The sequence below is a fragment of the Actinomadura sp. 7K534 genome, from assembly GCF_004348575.1.
GTDB lineage: Bacteria > Actinomycetota > Actinomycetes > Streptosporangiales > Streptosporangiaceae > Spirillospora > Spirillospora livida.
Genome location: NZ_SMKB01000182.1, coordinates 1 through 14633 on the forward strand (window position 1 = coordinate 1; position 14633 = coordinate 14633).

Annotated in this window: 17 protein-coding genes; 10 read left to right on the forward strand and 7 right to left on the reverse strand. The window is 72.5% G+C overall.

The window, feature by feature from the left end; genetic code table 11:
- Nucleotides 1–327: 327 nt before the first annotated feature.
- Both E1266_RS27480 and E1266_RS27485 read left to right on the forward strand, forming a co-directional pair.
- The gene (locus E1266_RS27480) at nucleotides 328–1101 is read left to right on the forward strand and encodes a pentapeptide repeat-containing protein (RefSeq protein ID WP_165966233.1); all 774 of its coding nucleotides are present in this window, start codon (nucleotides 328–330) and stop codon (nucleotides 1099–1101) included.
- A gap of 59 nt (nucleotides 1102–1160) precedes the next feature.
- Nucleotides 1161–1463, forward strand: coding sequence for a hypothetical protein (locus E1266_RS27485; RefSeq protein WP_165966234.1), 303 nt, complete (start codon nucleotides 1161–1163; stop codon nucleotides 1461–1463).
- A 91-nt stretch (nucleotides 1464–1554) separates the two neighbouring features.
- Here E1266_RS27485 and E1266_RS27490 read toward each other — a convergent pair whose 3' ends face one another.
- The 3 genes from E1266_RS27490 to E1266_RS27500 all read right to left on the reverse strand — a co-directional run bounded on the left by E1266_RS27490 (nucleotide 1555) and on the right by E1266_RS27500 (nucleotide 4272).
- Nucleotides 1555–2691 (reverse strand): CU044_5270 family protein, encoded by a 1137-nt coding sequence (locus E1266_RS27490; RefSeq protein ID WP_132051864.1) that lies wholly within the window; start codon nucleotides 2689–2691, stop codon nucleotides 1555–1557.
- Nucleotides 2688–3260 (reverse strand): sigma-70 family RNA polymerase sigma factor, encoded by a 573-nt coding sequence (locus tag E1266_RS27495; RefSeq protein ID WP_243718942.1) that lies wholly within the window; start codon nucleotides 3258–3260, stop codon nucleotides 2688–2690. Before E1266_RS27495 ends, E1266_RS27490 begins: the two co-directional genes overlap by 4 nt.
- 103 nt (nucleotides 3261–3363) lie before the next feature.
- Nucleotides 3364–4272, reverse strand: coding sequence for an alpha/beta hydrolase (locus E1266_RS27500; protein ID WP_132051866.1), 909 nt, complete (start codon nucleotides 4270–4272; stop codon nucleotides 3364–3366).
- Nucleotides 4273–4355: 83 nt separating this feature from the next.
- Here E1266_RS27500 and E1266_RS27505 point away from each other — a divergent pair, with 83 nt between their 5' ends.
- The 4 genes from E1266_RS27505 to E1266_RS27520 all read left to right on the forward strand — a co-directional run bounded on the left by E1266_RS27505 (nucleotide 4356) and on the right by E1266_RS27520 (nucleotide 8431).
- Complete coding sequence (locus E1266_RS27505) at nucleotides 4356–4913, forward strand: ABATE domain-containing protein (protein ID WP_132051868.1); 558 nt, start codon at nucleotides 4356–4358, stop codon at nucleotides 4911–4913.
- 139 nt (nucleotides 4914–5052) lie between these two features.
- Nucleotides 5053–6246 carry a fused response regulator/phosphatase gene (locus tag E1266_RS27510; RefSeq protein ID WP_243718944.1) on the forward strand — a complete coding sequence of 398 codons (1194 nt, stop codon included), beginning with the start codon at nucleotides 5053–5055 and terminating at the stop codon, nucleotides 6244–6246.
- A complete protein-coding gene (locus tag E1266_RS27515; protein ID WP_243718945.1) occupies nucleotides 6246–7997 on the forward strand; it encodes an ATP-binding protein in 1752 nt (583 codons plus the stop codon). The genes E1266_RS27510 and E1266_RS27515 overlap by 1 nt, the downstream gene beginning before the upstream one ends.
- Nucleotides 7994–8431, forward strand: a complete 438-nt coding sequence (locus E1266_RS27520) for a response regulator (RefSeq protein ID WP_132051870.1) — start codon at nucleotides 7994–7996, stop codon at nucleotides 8429–8431. The genes E1266_RS27515 and E1266_RS27520 overlap by 4 nt, the downstream gene beginning before the upstream one ends.
- A 51-nt stretch (nucleotides 8432–8482) precedes the next feature.
- On the opposite strand, the gene E1266_RS27525 is transcribed toward E1266_RS27520, so the two are convergent.
- Nucleotides 8483–9646, reverse strand: coding sequence for a PP2C family protein-serine/threonine phosphatase (locus E1266_RS27525; protein ID WP_132051872.1), 1164 nt, complete (start codon nucleotides 9644–9646; stop codon nucleotides 8483–8485).
- A gap of 100 nt (nucleotides 9647–9746) precedes the next feature.
- Here E1266_RS27525 and E1266_RS27530 point away from each other — a divergent pair, with 100 nt between their 5' ends.
- The 3 genes from E1266_RS27530 to E1266_RS27540 all read left to right on the forward strand — a co-directional run bounded on the left by E1266_RS27530 (nucleotide 9747) and on the right by E1266_RS27540 (nucleotide 11937).
- Nucleotides 9747–10220, forward strand: a complete 474-nt coding sequence (locus E1266_RS27530) for a MarR family transcriptional regulator (protein WP_132051874.1) — start codon at nucleotides 9747–9749, stop codon at nucleotides 10218–10220.
- Nucleotides 10221–10371: 151 nt separating this feature from the next.
- Nucleotides 10372–11208 carry a L,D-transpeptidase gene (locus E1266_RS27535; RefSeq protein ID WP_132051876.1) on the forward strand — a complete coding sequence of 279 codons (837 nt, stop codon included), beginning with the start codon at nucleotides 10372–10374 and terminating at the stop codon, nucleotides 11206–11208.
- A 48-nt stretch (nucleotides 11209–11256) separates the two neighbouring features.
- A complete protein-coding gene (locus tag E1266_RS27540) occupies nucleotides 11257–11937 on the forward strand; it encodes a choice-of-anchor P family protein (RefSeq protein ID WP_132051878.1) in 681 nt (226 codons plus the stop codon).
- A gap of 77 nt (nucleotides 11938–12014) precedes the next feature.
- Here E1266_RS27540 and E1266_RS27545 read toward each other — a convergent pair whose 3' ends face one another.
- The 3 genes from E1266_RS27545 to E1266_RS27555 form a co-directional block, all read right to left on the reverse strand.
- Nucleotides 12015–12452 (reverse strand): ATP-binding protein, encoded by a 438-nt coding sequence (locus tag E1266_RS27545; protein ID WP_132051880.1) that lies wholly within the window; start codon nucleotides 12450–12452, stop codon nucleotides 12015–12017.
- A gap of 165 nt (nucleotides 12453–12617) precedes the next feature.
- The gene (locus tag E1266_RS27550; protein WP_132051882.1) at nucleotides 12618–13256 is read right to left on the reverse strand and encodes a carboxymuconolactone decarboxylase family protein; all 639 of its coding nucleotides are present in this window, start codon (nucleotides 13254–13256) and stop codon (nucleotides 12618–12620) included.
- Nucleotides 13240–13821 (reverse strand): VOC family protein, encoded by a 582-nt coding sequence (locus tag E1266_RS27555; protein ID WP_132051884.1) that lies wholly within the window; start codon nucleotides 13819–13821, stop codon nucleotides 13240–13242. Before E1266_RS27555 ends, E1266_RS27550 begins: the two co-directional genes overlap by 17 nt.
- 143 nt (nucleotides 13822–13964) lie before the next feature.
- On the opposite strand from E1266_RS27555, the gene E1266_RS27560 reads away from it, so the two are divergent.
- Nucleotides 13965–14588 carry a TetR/AcrR family transcriptional regulator gene (locus E1266_RS27560; protein ID WP_132051886.1) on the forward strand — a complete coding sequence of 208 codons (624 nt, stop codon included), beginning with the start codon at nucleotides 13965–13967 and terminating at the stop codon, nucleotides 14586–14588.
- Nucleotides 14589–14633 lie beyond the last annotated feature (45 nt).

The window sequence follows — 14633 nt, forward strand, 5'->3', positions numbered from 1 at the left end:
GGTGGGCACAAGGGGGGCGTGGTCGCTCGTGAAACGTCTCCCGCCTCCTTGTTCTGGGCTCGGTGTTCGGCTGTTGCCGGGTGTACGGGGCGTGCCGTGGAGCCGGACGGGGGGTGTCCGGCGCATCTGAGCCCTCGGGAGTTCGAGCGGTTCATGGGGGCGCTGCGTCCTGGGGCCGAGGTCGATCTGCGGGGCGTCACCGTTCCCTCCTGGCTGCTTGAGGCGGTGCTGGATGCCGTTACCGGGCCTGACGGGCGGCCTCACCTGGGGCGTACTCGGCTCGACGGGGCCGTGCTGCCTTCCGATGCGGCACTGCGGGGCCTCTGTGTGGAGGGGGACAGTTCGTTCGACGGGGCCTGCTTTCTCGGGGTCGCTTCGTTCCATGACGCGCGGTTCTTCGGCAACGCCTCGTTCCGGGACGTGCGGTTCGGGCGGGACGCCTCCTTCCAGGGGGCTCGTTTCCATCGGCATGCCTCGTTCGAGGAGACGGTGTTCGTCGGGGATGCGGTGTTCAGCGGGGCGCGCTGGCATGTCGATGTGTCGTTCCGGCACGCGGCGTTCGTGGGCTCGGTCTCCTTCGACCACGCCGCGTTCGGGCGGGATGCGGGGATGCAGGCGGCGGCGTTCGGTGGGGCCGCCTCGTTCCGGCGTGTGCGGGTGGCGCGGTACGCGCGGTTCGAGCGGGCGAAGTTCCGGCGGGGGCTGCGGCTGGGACCGCTGGTCGCGATCGGGGGGATCTCGCTGGCCGACGCCGTCGTGCACGGCGGGCTGCACGTCCACGCGGCGGCACGGCACGTCACGGCGCGCGGGGCGACCGTGCACGGTGACGCCGAGTTCGGGCTCCGGTACGCGGAACTGGACCTGGAGGACGCCGCCTTCACGGGGGTTGCATCGGTGCGTTCGCTGTCCGAGCCGATCCCGGGGGTCATGGAACCGTCGTGGCCGCCGGCGGGCGTCCGGCTCACGTCGCTGCTGCGTACCGACGCCGCGCTGCTTGAGGTGACCGGGGTTGACCTGGGCGGATGCGCCCTGCCTCGACGGCCCGCCGGCGGCGGGGGCGCGCCCAAGCGGTCCTGGCTGCGCCGCGGCGGGCGGGCATAACCTTTCCCGCCGGGGAATGCGGGGCTGTTTTGTCAGACCCCTGGGTAATGATTTGTGGTATGAGCAGAGACACCCATCCGGGGGCGCAGTGCCCGCACTGCCAATCGCTTCTCGCGCTCGTCCCCGTGCCTGGAAACTCCGCCGCCACCGCCGTCCCGCTGCTGCCCATCGTCCAGAAGGAGGAATGGCAGCCGCCGCCCGTCGCGGAGGTCCTCGCGGTTTACGCCGGCCGCGCCAAGGACACCGTTACCGCCGCGCGCGGCGCCGCCAAGGTCAGGGAAAGCCTGAACCGCGCCAGGGCCAACGCGGCCCAGCGGAGAGCCGCCCAGAAAGCCGCCCGCCACACCCCCCGAAGCGCCTGATCACAGACCGGCCGCAAAACATTGCCGGGACGCCCCGAAAGGGACGGCACCCGGTGGGCGCCGCCCCTTGCCGTCCCGAACTCCGGGGCCGTTACCGCGGGCCCGAGTCCGTCCATTCCGCGGTGAGCGTGACGACCGAGCTCATTGCCCGCCCGGCCGGGCCGCCTTTCCCGTCCTTCGGCTTCAGCATGATGTTCTCCGTGGCCAGCGCGGACCCGGTGGACGAATCGATGATCATTCGGTGCCGGACCACGCCGCCGGGCGTCTTCCAGTCCACCGCGACGGCGTCCCCCGCCCTGCCCTGTGGATCACGCACCCTGCCGAGGGACTTCACCGACGGCAGCCCCGCCAGCATCCGGAAGGCGGCGGCCCGGACCTGCGGCCGCACCGGCAGCTCCATGACGAGCCCCTGCGCGACGTTGTAGAGCCACAGTTCGGCCCGCGCCGGGCCGCCGCCCTCGGTGCCGCGGCCGTCGTACCAGCGCATCAGCTCGGCCTTCAGCCGTTCCGGGTCGGCCGGCAGCGACTGCACTTCCCGCATGGTCACGTTGTGGCCGATCCAGTAGATCTTGTCCCCGCTCACCGTCGGCGTTCCGTTCGTGCTCCGCACGCGACCGGGCCCGGCCTCGAACACGAAACGCGGCTTCTTGACCTTGCTGCCCGGCGCGATCGGCAGCTCGACCTCGAAGCGGCGCGGCGACCCGGCCCGCCGCCACGCCTCGGCGTCCGCCTCCGTCGCGGGCTTCGCGCCCAGGTACTGGTACCGGGTCCGCGGCTTGCCGTCCGGATCACTCGGCATCCAGGTCTCCTGCCGCTCCCTGGTCACCATGGTGTAGCGGGCTCCGGCGCTCCCCACCACGTGGGTATTCGACGAGACCAGGACCCGGTACCAGTACGCGCGGACGGTGTCCGGCTGCCCGTCCGCCCTCCCGGCGGCGGCGAGCAGGACGGTCTTCGCGTCGACGCCCTGCCCGCCGCCGGGGTCGCCGGCGGGTCCGGTCCCGGCCGGGAGCACCGTCACCGCGACCAGCGCGCCGGCCGCCACCGCCCCGGCGAGGCCCAGGCCCCACACCGGGCGGACACGGCGGCGCTTCCCGCGGGCGGCCGTGACATTGTCGGCGGTCATGGCGCGTGCCAGCTCCATCCGCCGGACGTCGTGGCCGACCGGGGCGTCCGGATTCAGTTCGTCGGGGCGTGCCTCGCTCAGGGTCCGCAGCACGTCGTTCATGACATCTCCTCACCGATGATTCCCACCTGCGGACGTGTCCCGGGCCGGGCGCCCTGTTGCTTCTCCTCCTGGCCCCTGTCCCCCGGGGCGGCGTCCGCCGCGCGGAGGAGCCGCCGCCTCGCCCGGTGCAGCCGGACCCGCAGCGCGGCGGGCGAGCAGCCGACGACCTTGGCGGCGTCGCGGGGGGCCAGCCCGTGCCAGGCGACGAGGATCAGGATCTCCCTGTCGCCTTCCGGCAGGGTCGCCATCGCGCGCAGGACCGCGAGCCGTTCCGCCACGTCCTCGGCGATGTCCCCCGCGGGACGAGCCGTCCACCGCCCGACCTCGTAGGCGAACGACTCGCGCCGCACGTCCGCGCGGTGGCTGTCGCGCAGGACGTTGCGCGCGACGCCCAGCAGCCACGGCAGCGCCGGGTCGGGGACGTCGGCCAGGCGCCGCCACGCGACCGCGAAGGTCTCGCTCACCACCTCGTCCGCGACCTGCCGCCCGGCGCGGCTGACCGCGTACGCCCACACGTGCTGGCGGCAGGCGTCGTAGATCGCGGTGAAGCGCTTCTCATCGGGAGTCACGCGCACCGCCCGTTCGCCCCTCAGGGGCCTGGTCTGCCACCGCCTGCGCCTCCGTCCGTCCGGATGTTCACGTCACCAGGTAGTGGCGCGGGGACGGCCATCGTTACGCGCGGTGTGAACCGGCGGCGACACCGTCGAGGAAGTCGGCGACGAGCGGGGCGATCTCGCGGAGGCGGTCCTCCAGCGCGAAATGGCCGGTGTCGAAGACGTGCAGGCCGGCGTCCGGAAGGTCGCGCAGGTAGGCGTGCGCACCGGGTTCGGGGAAGAACGCGTCGTCGCGGCCCCAGAGGATGAGGGCCGGCGGGGCGTGCTCGCGCAGCCACTCCTGCCATTCCGGGTACCGCTCGACGTTCGAGATGTAGTCGAAGGCCAGGTCTATCTGGGGCCTCGTCCGGCCGGGCAGGTCCAGGAAATGCTGGTCGAGCGTCCAGCCGTCGGGGGCGATCATTTCGGGGTCGCGGGTGCCGCCCTCGTACTGCGCCCGTGTCGAGGGCAGTGTCAGGAGATCGCGGACCGCCTTCTCCGCGCCCTCCATGTGCGGGCGCAGGGAGATGAATTCGGCCGCTTCCCGGGAGAGCCCCTCCTCGTAGGCGTTGCCGTTCTGGACGATCAGCCCCGCGATCCGTTCCGGGTGCCGCAGGGCCAGCCGGAACCCGACCGGCGCGCCGAAGTCGAAGACGTACATGGCGAACCGGTCGAGCCCCAGCCGCTGGACGAACCCCTCCATGACGTCGGCGAGCCCGTCGAAGGTGTAGGCGAACGTCCCACCGGTGGACGCGGGTTCCGGGACGTCGCTGTGCCCGAAGCCCGGGTAGTCGGGGGCGATCAGCCGGTAGCGGGCCCCGAGCACGTCGATCAGGCGCCGGTACTGGTGCGAGGCGGACGGGAAACCGTGCAGCAGGAGCAGCACGGGCGCGTCGAGGGTCTCGGGCAGGGACTCCCGGTAGAAGATCCGGACGCCGTCCACGTCAACGTGCCGGTGCGCGGTTCGGGCGGGCAGGGCGAGCGTCATCACATGCCTCCTATGTCAGATGATGCATTAGTACAACCTGGCCCCGCCTAACGTGTCAATGAGCGGATGTACCATTAGCTCCTATGGGCGATCTCGTGCCGCTGACCGGGGAGCCGCTCGCGCTGGACCTGGTCAACACCCGTCCGGCCACCGGCGACCTGATCGCCGCGCCGGACGGGCTCGCCGCCTGGCTGGCCCTCCAGGGCGACCGGGTGCCGCAGCCGGGGACCGGCCCGCTCACCGAAGAGGACCTCGCGGCGGTCCACGCCGTCCGCGACCATGTCGCCACCGCGGTCGACCGGGCGCGCAGGGGCGAGCGGCCGCCCGGCGAGGCGCTCGACGGACTCAACGACGCCCAGTCGCGGGCACCGGCGATCAAGCACCTGGCCTGGGACGGGACGGCCGTCACCGCGAGCGTCCGGCGCACCGGCGGGTACGGTGCGCGACTCGCCGCGCACCTCGCCGAGGACGCCGCGGAGTTCCTCGCCGACCCGGCGATCGGCGGCGTCCGGGCCTGCGCGGCCGACGACTGCACGCTGCTCTTCCTGCCCGCGCATCCGCGCCGCCGCTGGTGCTCCGCGGCGCGCTGCGGGAACCGCGCCCGCGTCGCCCGGTACTACGCCCGGCACAAGGACCGTTGAGTCCGTGAACGGTATGTTCGGGTGATACGTCCGTCGATGAGGTGCATCAAGCCGCCCGGGTACCTCTAATATTTGCTCGATGGCAAGCGACTACCACGCCTGATGTCCGGTCGCCGTGCCCTGCCGAAGGAGCTGATCGATGACCGCGATGCACAGTCGCGGCGCGGAACGACTTCTCGGTGTGGCCGGTTCCCCCCACCTGCTACTCGTCGAGGACGACCCCGGCGACGCCTTCCTGTTCGAGGAACTGCTGAGCGAGGCGCAGCCGCACGTGCGGATCACCGTCGCGACCACGCTCGCCGAGGCCATCGACGCACTGCGGCCCGACATCCAGTGCGTCATCGTCGACCTGTCGCTGCCGGACGCCGACGGCCTCGACGCGCTGCGCCGGATGCGCGCGCACGCGCCGTCCATCGCCGTCCTCGTGCTGACCGGCCTCGCCGACGCCCACGTCGGGGTGGAGGCCGTCGCCGCCGGAGCACAGGACTACCTGGTCAAGCAGGACGTCGACGGCGCCCTGCTCACCCGGGCGATCAGCTACGCCATCGAGCGCAAGCGCGCCGACGAGTCCGAGCGGCAGCTGGTGGAGGCGCGGGCGCTGAGCCGGGAGAACGCCCGGCTGGAACGCGGCCTGCTGCCCGTCCCGATCCTGAAGGACACGGCGCTGCGGCACCACACCCGGTACCGGCCGGGACGCGACCGCGCGCTGCTCGGCGGCGACTTCCACGACACCGTGGAGACCGATGACGGCGCGGTCCACGTCGTGATCGGCGACGTCAGCGGGCACGGCGCGGACGAGGCGTCCCTCGGGGTCCGGCTCCGCATGGCGTGGCGCACGCTCGTCCTCGCCGGGCACACCGGGCCGCGGCTGCTCGACACGCTCGACGCCGTGCTGCAGCACGAGCGCTGGAGCGATGAGATCTTCACCACGGTGGTCACGCTGACGATCGCCCCGGACCGGCGCAGCGCCCGGCTGCACCGCGCCGGGCATCCGCGCCCGCTGTTCTTCGGCCCGGGCGGGGTCGAGCCCGTCCCCGACGAGCCGCACGGCCCCGCGCTCGGGCTGTTCCCCGGCGTGGACTGGCCCGCCCTTGACCTCGAACTCGGCGACTCGTGGGGGCTGCTGCTCTACACCGACGGGCTGATCGAGGGCTCCGCCGGCGGCGGGTACCTCGACCTGGCCGGGCTGCTGGAACTGGCGAAGATCGCGTACGGGGACGGGCGGCGCGGCGAGATACTCGTCGACGGGCTCATCGCGGAGGCCGAGCGGCTGAACGGCGATGTCCTGGCCGACGACCTGGCCGTCCTGCTGCTGAGCCGGGGGGATGCCTGATGACCGCGAACCCGCCCGAGCACGAGCACGAGCACGAGCACGAGGCGCCGCCGGACGCGGAGCGGAGACGGAGGATCACGCTCTCCGGGCCGGCGATCGTGCTGCCCGCCGGGGACGTCCCCCAGGGGCACGGGATGGGCCGGCTGCGGCTCGTCCAGATCTACCGGATCGGCTCGTTCGTCCTCGGCCTGCTCCTGCTCGCCGCGTTCGTGCAGGCCGGGATGGCCCTGTTCGAGAACCACCGGGCGCGCGACGTGCTCGTCGAGCAGGTCGACCCGGCGGCGCTGCAGCAGTTCCGGCTCTCCTCCGCGCTGACCACCCAGGACGCGGCGATCCGCGACTACGCCCAGGACGGCGGGGAGGCCCATCTCGCCGAGTACCGCGCGGCGGTCGAGCGGGAGAAGGAGGCCGCCGCGACGATGCGCGAGCTGCTGGCCGGGGTGCCGGGCAGCGCCGACGTCTACCGCCTCCTCGACCGGACCCGCGCCGACGCGGACGCATGGCGGACCGGATACGCCGAGCGGATCGCCGCCGGTCCCGGCGGGGAGGGCATCGGCCGCGCGGAGGGCAGGGAGGCGCGGCGGCTGCTCAACCGGGCGCGCGGCGACCTCACGCCGCTGCAGGCCAGTGTCACCCGGGTGCACGACCGGGCCGCCGACCGGCTGCGTTCCCGCGCGGCAACGGCGATGTGGTCGACCGGCGCCGCGCTCGCCCTGGTCGTGGTGGCCGCGCTCGCCCTCGCGATGCTGATCCGCCGGACCGTGCTGACCCCCGTGTCGTCGCTGACCGGACGGGTCCGCGCGGTGTCCCAGGGCGACTTCGCGCACCCGCTGGACGTGCCCGGACCGGCGGAGATCAACGAACTCGCGGCGATCATCGACGCGATGCGCACCCGGATCATCGACGAGTGGCGGGCCAGCGTCGACAAGACCCGGCAGCTCGACGAGCAGACCGAGGAGCTGCGCCGCTCCAACGCCGAGCTGGAGCAGTTCGCCTACGTCGCCAGCCACGACCTCCAGGAGCCGCTGCGCAAGGTGGCGAGCTTCTGCCAGATGATCGAGCGCCGGTACGGGGACCAGCTCGACGAGCGCGGGCAGCAGTACATCGCGTTCGCCGTGGACGGAGCGAAGCGCATGCAGGCGCTCATCAACGACCTGCTGAGCTTCTCCAGGGTGGGCCGCATGTCGCGGCCGGAGGAGTCGGTCGACCTCAACGATGTCGCCCGGCACGCGCTGGACAACGTGGAGACGCTGCGGGAGGAGACCGGCGCCGAGATCGAGGTCGGCGACCTGCCGGAGGTGTCCGGCGACCGGACCCAGCTCACCCAGCTCTTCCAGAACCTCATCGGCAACGCGATCAAGTTCCGCCGCGAGGGCGTGCCGCCCCGCGTCGTCATCGACGCCCACCGCGCCGGGGACGAGTGGGAGTTCCGCTGCGCCGACAACGGCATCGGCATCGAGCCCCGCTACGCCGAGCGGATCTTCCTGATCTTCCAGCGGCTCCATCCGCGCGACGAGTACGCGGGCACGGGCATCGGCCTGGCCCTCTGCAAGAAGATCGTCGAGTACCACGGGGGCCGTATCTGGCTCGCCCCCGACGGCAACGGCGACGAGCCCGGCACCGTGTTCCACTGGACGCTGCCGGCCGACCGCGTACCGGTGGCAGTGGCCTCCGGCGGCGCCGATCACAACGGACACGCAGGTGGCGGCAAACGCGCCGGCACACCGAACAACGAGCGAGGACATACATGAACGACGGCCCGCGCCCGATAGAGGTCCTGCTCGTGGAGGACGACCCCGGCGACGTCCTGCTCACCGTGGAGGCGTTCGAGCACAACAAGGTCAACAACTCGCTGCACGTCGTCAACGACGGCGAGCAGGCCATGGACTTCCTGCGCCGGGAGGGCGAGTACCCGGAGGCCCCGCGCCCCGACCTGATCCTGCTCGACCTCAACCTGCCGCGCAAGGACGGCCGGGAGGTGCTGGAGGAGATCAAGCACGACGATGACCTGCGCCGCATCCCCGTAGTCGTGCTCACCACGTCGGAGGCCGACGAGGACATCCTGCGCAGCTACAACCTGCACGCCAACGCCTACGTCACCAAGCCGGTCGACTTCGACCAGTTCATCTCCGTGGTCCGCCGGATCGACGACTTCTTCGTGACGGTGGTCAAGCTCCCGCGCTGACCCGCCGGCCGCACCCGCCCTCAGCCGCTACGCCCTCAGCCGCGCCCGCCCTCAGCCGTCCCGGCCGGTCCAGTCGACGCAGACGATCACCGCGTCGTCGGTCGGCTCGCCGTCCCCGTGATGGGCGAGGAAGTGCCGGATCACGGTGCGGGCGGCCTCGGGCGGGTCCTGCAGCCGGGTGCGGCGCAGGGCCCGCGCCAGGGCGTGCTCCCCGTACCGCTCGCCCGCCGGGGACAGGGCGTCGTTCACCCCGTCGCTGACGACGACCAGCCGGTCCCCCGGCTCGGCGGTGAACTCCTCGGTGACGTACCCGGTGTCGCCGAACATCCCGAGCGGCATCTGCGCGTCGAACCCGATGCGGTCGATCGCGCTCCCGCGCATGCGCAGGATGACCGGCGAGCCCGCGTCGACCACCCGGACCAGCCCGGTGGCGAGCTCGAACTCCAGCAGGAGCGTCTCCATGTGCCGCTCGCCGCGGTGCCGCGCGAACAGGGTCTGGTCGGCGAGCGCGGCCTGCTCGGCGATGCCGGCGCCGGACCGCCGCGCGTTGCGCAGCGCGCTGATCGCCAGGCCGGTCAGCGCCGCCGCCTCCGTCCCCGATCCCGTGCCGTTGCTGACGGTCAGCGTCAGCCGGTCCTCGGACGAGGTCCAGTCGAAGCTGTCGCCCCACACCGCGTAGGCGGGTTCGAGCTGCCCGGCGAAGCGGAACTCGGCGGAGTCGAAGGACGGCGCGGGCAGCAGGTCCCACTGCATCTCGGCCGCCACCGTCAGCCTGCCCCGCCGCCGCAGGCGCCGGTACAGGTCCGTGGCCTGGTTCGCGATCTTCAACGCGCGGGCGGCGGCGACGGCGAACTCCGCCAGCCAGGGCGGCTCGCCGGCGAGGAGGCGGACGCTCAGCACCCCCAGCCGCTCGCCCTGCACGGTCAGCGGCAGGTGGACGACCCGGCCGCCGTCCGGGGCCGGCGGTTCCCGGACGATCCGCTGCGAGGCGAACGCCCGTCCCGGCGCGGTGTTGTCGACCGAGAGCTCCGGGCGGCCGGGGACCGTCCGGACCAGGTGCGCCTGCCGGTAGTCGATGAGCAGCACCTCGGCGCCGGTCCCGTGCGCATGGCGTTCGAGCAGCCCGGCCGCGACCTCGATCAGCTCGTGCGGAGCGGCGGCCCACAGGGCCCGCGCGATCGCCGCGAAATCTTTCTCCGGCGGTTCGTCATACATCGGAATCCTTGCCAGGTGGGGGACGGCGCCGCCCGGCGGGCCCCGCGGGACCGTGCCCTGCCGGATGCCCCGGACGGCTTCTTATGTAACAGTGGAAGGCATGGTGGACACGTCGAGTGATGGCACGGCGGAGTCCTTGGCGGCGCTCGACGACGCCGCCTCGACCCTGACGAGCGTCTGGTCCAGTGCGCACAACTCCCCAGATGTACCCGTTCCCTCGACTCAGCTACGCGCACTATTCGTCGTGGAGCGCGGTCCGGTCAACGTGAGCCGGCTCGCGGAGGAGCTCGGCGCGCTGGTGTCGTCGGCGAGCCGGCTGTGCGACCGGCTGGAGGCGTCCGGGCTGCTGACCCGCGACCACGGCCGCGACCGCCGCGAGGTCACGGTACGCCTGAGCGCCGACGGGGAGGCGCTGCTCGACCGGCTCCGGGTGCGGCGGCGCGAGGACCTGGCCCGGATACTGGCCTCGATGCCGGCGCCCGCGCGGGCCGCGCTGCTGTGGGGGCTGGCGGAGTTCCAGGCCGCCGCGTCCGACCCCGACGTCAACGGCGGCTCCGTTTCGCTGCTCGCGTGAATCCATCGTGAATAATCCGTTTTGCCGGATGAGTCGGAGCACGCCGAATTCTCCAGGATGTTAGAGAATATCGCCATTCTCGGGACCGGCGCCGCGCAAAACTTCGCCATTTCCGCTACGCATCGGGTTCCCGCCGCTAATATCGCCGCTCATGGCGACCAATAATCCCCCGCGGCTCTCTCGCCGCGCCGTCACCGCCGGGCTCGTCCCGGCGGTGGCCGCCGCGCTGCTGCTCGGCGGATGCGGCGGCTCGTCACCCGGCACGGCGGCGGCGAAGGAGGGCGGCGCGGCCGCGGACCAGAACGGTCCGGGAGAGGGCGGGCGGGCCCGCGCGGCCAAGGTCCCCGAGGCGACCACGTACACCACCGTCAAGGGCGCGCCCGAGGACGCGTCACCCGGCGGCGCCACCGACGGCCTGGTCGTGCACCCGGCCGGGTCCGTGCCCGTGCTCGACCGCCCGGACGGGCGGCGCATCGCCACCCTCCCCGCGAAGCAGCTGGGCGGCCCCACCTGGGTCCCCGTGGTCGAGACCTCGGGCGACTGGCGGCGGGTGCTGCTGCCGAGTCGGCCCAACCGCGCCACCGGCTGGATCTCCGGCACCGGAGTCCGGACCGCGCGCACCCCGTACACGATCCGCGTCGACCTCGCCGAGCGGAGGCTCACGCTGCTCAGGTCCGCGCGGGAGGTCGGCCGGTGGAAGGTCGCGATCGGCGGTGCCGAGACCCCGACGCCGACCGGCCGGACGTTCCTCATGGCCACGCTCACCCGGGACGAGAAGGCGCCGAGCCCGATCGTCCTGCCGCTCGGCACCCACTCGGCGACCCTCGACACCTTCGGCGGCGGTCCCGGCACCGTCGCGCTGCACGGCTGGCCCGACGCCTCCGTGTTCGGCAGGGCCGTCACGCACGGCTGCGTCCGGGTGCCGGACGCAGCGCTCAAGGCCCTCGCCCGGGTCCCGCTCGGCTCCCTGGTGTTCATCGACGGCTGACCGGCCGGCCAGGTACTCCCACGATCCAAGGAAATCGGAGAAACACTCATGCGTTACAGCCATGCCGTCAGAGGCGTCCTCGCCGCCGGGCTCGTCACGACCGGGCTCGCCGCCGGACTCGTCAGCGTCCCGGCCTCGGCCCTCGCCACCGCCCCGCAGGGCGCCGTGCCCCAGGGCGAGGGCTCCGCGTACGGGCTGACGGCCTCCGGGCCGGTGTCCGTCCCGCCGGTGCCCGCCGTCTCCTCCACCACGGAGACGGTCCGCAAGAGCCTGCTGCGCGAGGAGAGCACCGACCTCGTCAAGGCGTCCGCGCTGGACGTCAGCGCGTCCGCCGCCCGCGCCCGGTCCACCGTCGCGAAGGCCGCGGTCCCGGCCGCGGACCTCATGGCCGACGCGGTCACCGCCAAGTGCCGCGGCGGCCACGGCTCGGCCCACCTCGCCCGCGCCGTGATCGCGGGCAAGCGCCTCGACGCCTCCCCGCCGCCCAACACCACGATCCCGGTCGACGTGGAGGGCGTCGGCCGTACCTCGCTCACCCTCAACAAGCAGGAGCGGATGGCCGACGGCCGCCTCGCCGTCACCGCGATGGAGCTCCGACTGCCGCTGCCGGGCAAGCCCGCGCTCGTCCGGATCGCGTCCGCGACCTGCGGGAAGTCCGGCCCGGCCGAGCAGCCGGCCGACGCGCCCGCGCCGACCCCGGTCGAGCACGACCTGCCCGTCACCGGCTGACGGGCACCCGCCCACGGGCACCGGCCCACAGGTATTGGCGCACGGCCCGGCGGAACCTCTCCGCCGGGCCGTCGCCGTCAGACCGCCAGCGACTTCTCGAAGTGCACGATCGCGCCCTCCCGGTGCACGCGATCGGCGATGTGCAGTTCCTCCGTGAACGCCCTCATCAATTGGAGCCCCCGCCCGTGCTCGGCCAGCGGCGGGGCCTGCTCACTCCCCCAGTCGGCCTCCACACCGGCCACGCCGACGCCCACCACCGGGGCTCCATCGACCGAACCCCCGTCGATGACCTCGACGACGCATCGCGTCCCGTCCATCCGCGCGCGGACCTCGTACTCTTTCGCGTTCGCCGCGTGCTGGATGACGTTCGCGCACGCCTCACCCAATGCGAGCGCGATATCGGCACGGATCTCCGAGGCCACCCCGAGGCCGCGCAGCGAGGCATCGAGCGTGTGCCGCACCAGCGGAGCGCTCTCGGCGTTCCTCGGCAGGGTCATTTCAAGAACGACCTCCATGCCATTCGCCTCCGTTCCCTCTAGCAGCCAGATTTCCCGCTGATCTTCTGCGGAAACTCAAGCCACCAGAAAAACGAGGGCCACGGCTCCTTTTCCCGCCGTCGACTTCGCCGTCAAGCGCGGCGGATCGGGCCTGCATCGGACCCGCAGGACGGCACCCGGGCCTCACCCCCCGGTCAGGTCGGCGGCGATGTCGCGGTCGCCGTAGCCCTCGGGGGCCGCGACCTCGACGACCGGCTCGGGACGATCGTCGAACTCCACCCGCAGCGCCCGCGACATCGTCGCGTGCATCTCGTACATGCAGGTGATGTAGGTGAGCTGGAGGATCTCCTTGTCGGAGAGGTGCTCGCGGAGGACGTCGAATATCGCGTCGGCCACGCGGCCGCCGTCCAGGACGAGGCCGTCAGTGTAGGCGAGGACGGCGCGCTCCAGCGGCGAGTAGCAGTCCGCCGTCTGCCAGTGCGGGATCGCCTCGATCTTCTCCTCGGGCATGCCGAGCGCCCGCATCTGCTTGCAGTGCTGCGAGAAGACGAACTGGCTGCCGCGCGCCCAGCCGGCCCGGCACTGGCCGAGCTCGCGGAGGACGGGGTCGAGGTCGGCGTTGCGGTAGAGCTGGAACCCCTTGACCGCGTGCCGGAACACGTCCGGGGACTGGGCGAAGACCGTCCACCAGTCGCCGGGCGAGCCGGTGGCGGTGCCGTGGTCGACGGCCGGGTCGCGGTCCGGCGCGAACAGGTGGTCGTAGAAGAAGAGGATCAGCTCGTCGGTGACCTCGGCGCGGGGCACCTCACGCAGTCGGGGCATGCTCGTCCTTCGGGATGGTCCGGTCGGCGGCGGTCTTGGGTTCGTGGGAGACGTCGGACTCGTCGAACGTCCGCGTCCAGCAGGCGAATTCGAGGAGGATCCCGTCCGGGTCCTGGAAGTAGAACGAGCGGACGAACACGCCCTCGTTCACGTCCGCGGAGATGCCCATCGGGCTGTCGTCGTGGTTCAGGATCGGGCTGACCGTGACGCCCTTCTCCTTGAGCCGCCGCCGGTAGTCCTCGAACTTCTCGACGGGGACGTGGAACGCCACGTGGTTCATCGAGCCGACGGCGCTGAGCAGCTCGCCCTGCTCGGGGCGGCCGGCGGGCGCGGAGATGCCGGGGACGGGGTCCGGCGCGTCCGGGAACCAGAAGAACGCCAGGCAGTCGCCGCCGCCGCAGTCGAAGAAGAAGTGCTGGCCCAGGCCGGCCGGCAGGTCGAGCGTCTTGATCAGCGGCATCCCGAGGACGCCGGAGTAGAAGTCGATGGTGCGCTTCATGTCGGACGACACGAGCGCCAGATGGTTGATGCCACCGAGCTCGAACTCGGTGTTGCCGCCGGTCATGAGACCTCCTCACCGCGGGCGCGAAGCCGGGTCCCGGTCACCGTCCTCCCGCAGTTGACTTGACAGTCATATCAACTTTTCCGATGCTCGGATACTGTTCCTCCGAACATCGGATTGTCAAGACGGCGGAAGGGACCACGGCCATGAGCAGCGGCGACGCCCCGGGCGGGCAGCAGGCACCGCGCACCGAGCGCGGCGCCCGCACCAGGGAGCGCCTCCTCGCCGCCGCGCGCGAGGTGTTCGAGGAGCGCGGGTTCCTGGAGACCCGCGTCGCGCACATCACCCGGCACGCCGGCGTCGCCTACGGCTCCTTCTACACCTACTTCCCGTCCAAGGAGGCGGTGTTCCTGGAGCTCGCCGACCGGCTCTTCGCGGACATGACCGAGCACCCCCTCGAACCGGCGGCCGGCCCGTCCCCCGCCGACCGCGTCCGCCGCGCCAACCGCGCCTACTACGAGGGCTACCTGCGCAACGCGAAGATGATGGCGATCATCGAGCAGGTCGCGACGTTCAACGGCGAGTTCCAGGAGCTGCGGCGCAAGCACCGGGCCGCCTCGACCGCGCGGTCGGCGAAGGCGATCGAGCACTGGCAGCGGGCGGGGCTCGTGCCGGCGGACCTCGACCCCGAGCTGGCGGCCGGCGCGCTCGCCACGATGGTCGACCACTCGCTGTACCTGTGGCTCGTCCAGGGGGACCACGCGGACGCCGGACGGCTCCTCGATACCCTCGACGCCCTCACCGTCCGAGCCCTCGGCCTGCCGACCTGAAGGAGACCCGTGGACGCCCTCGCCCCCTCCCCCGCCCCTCCGGCG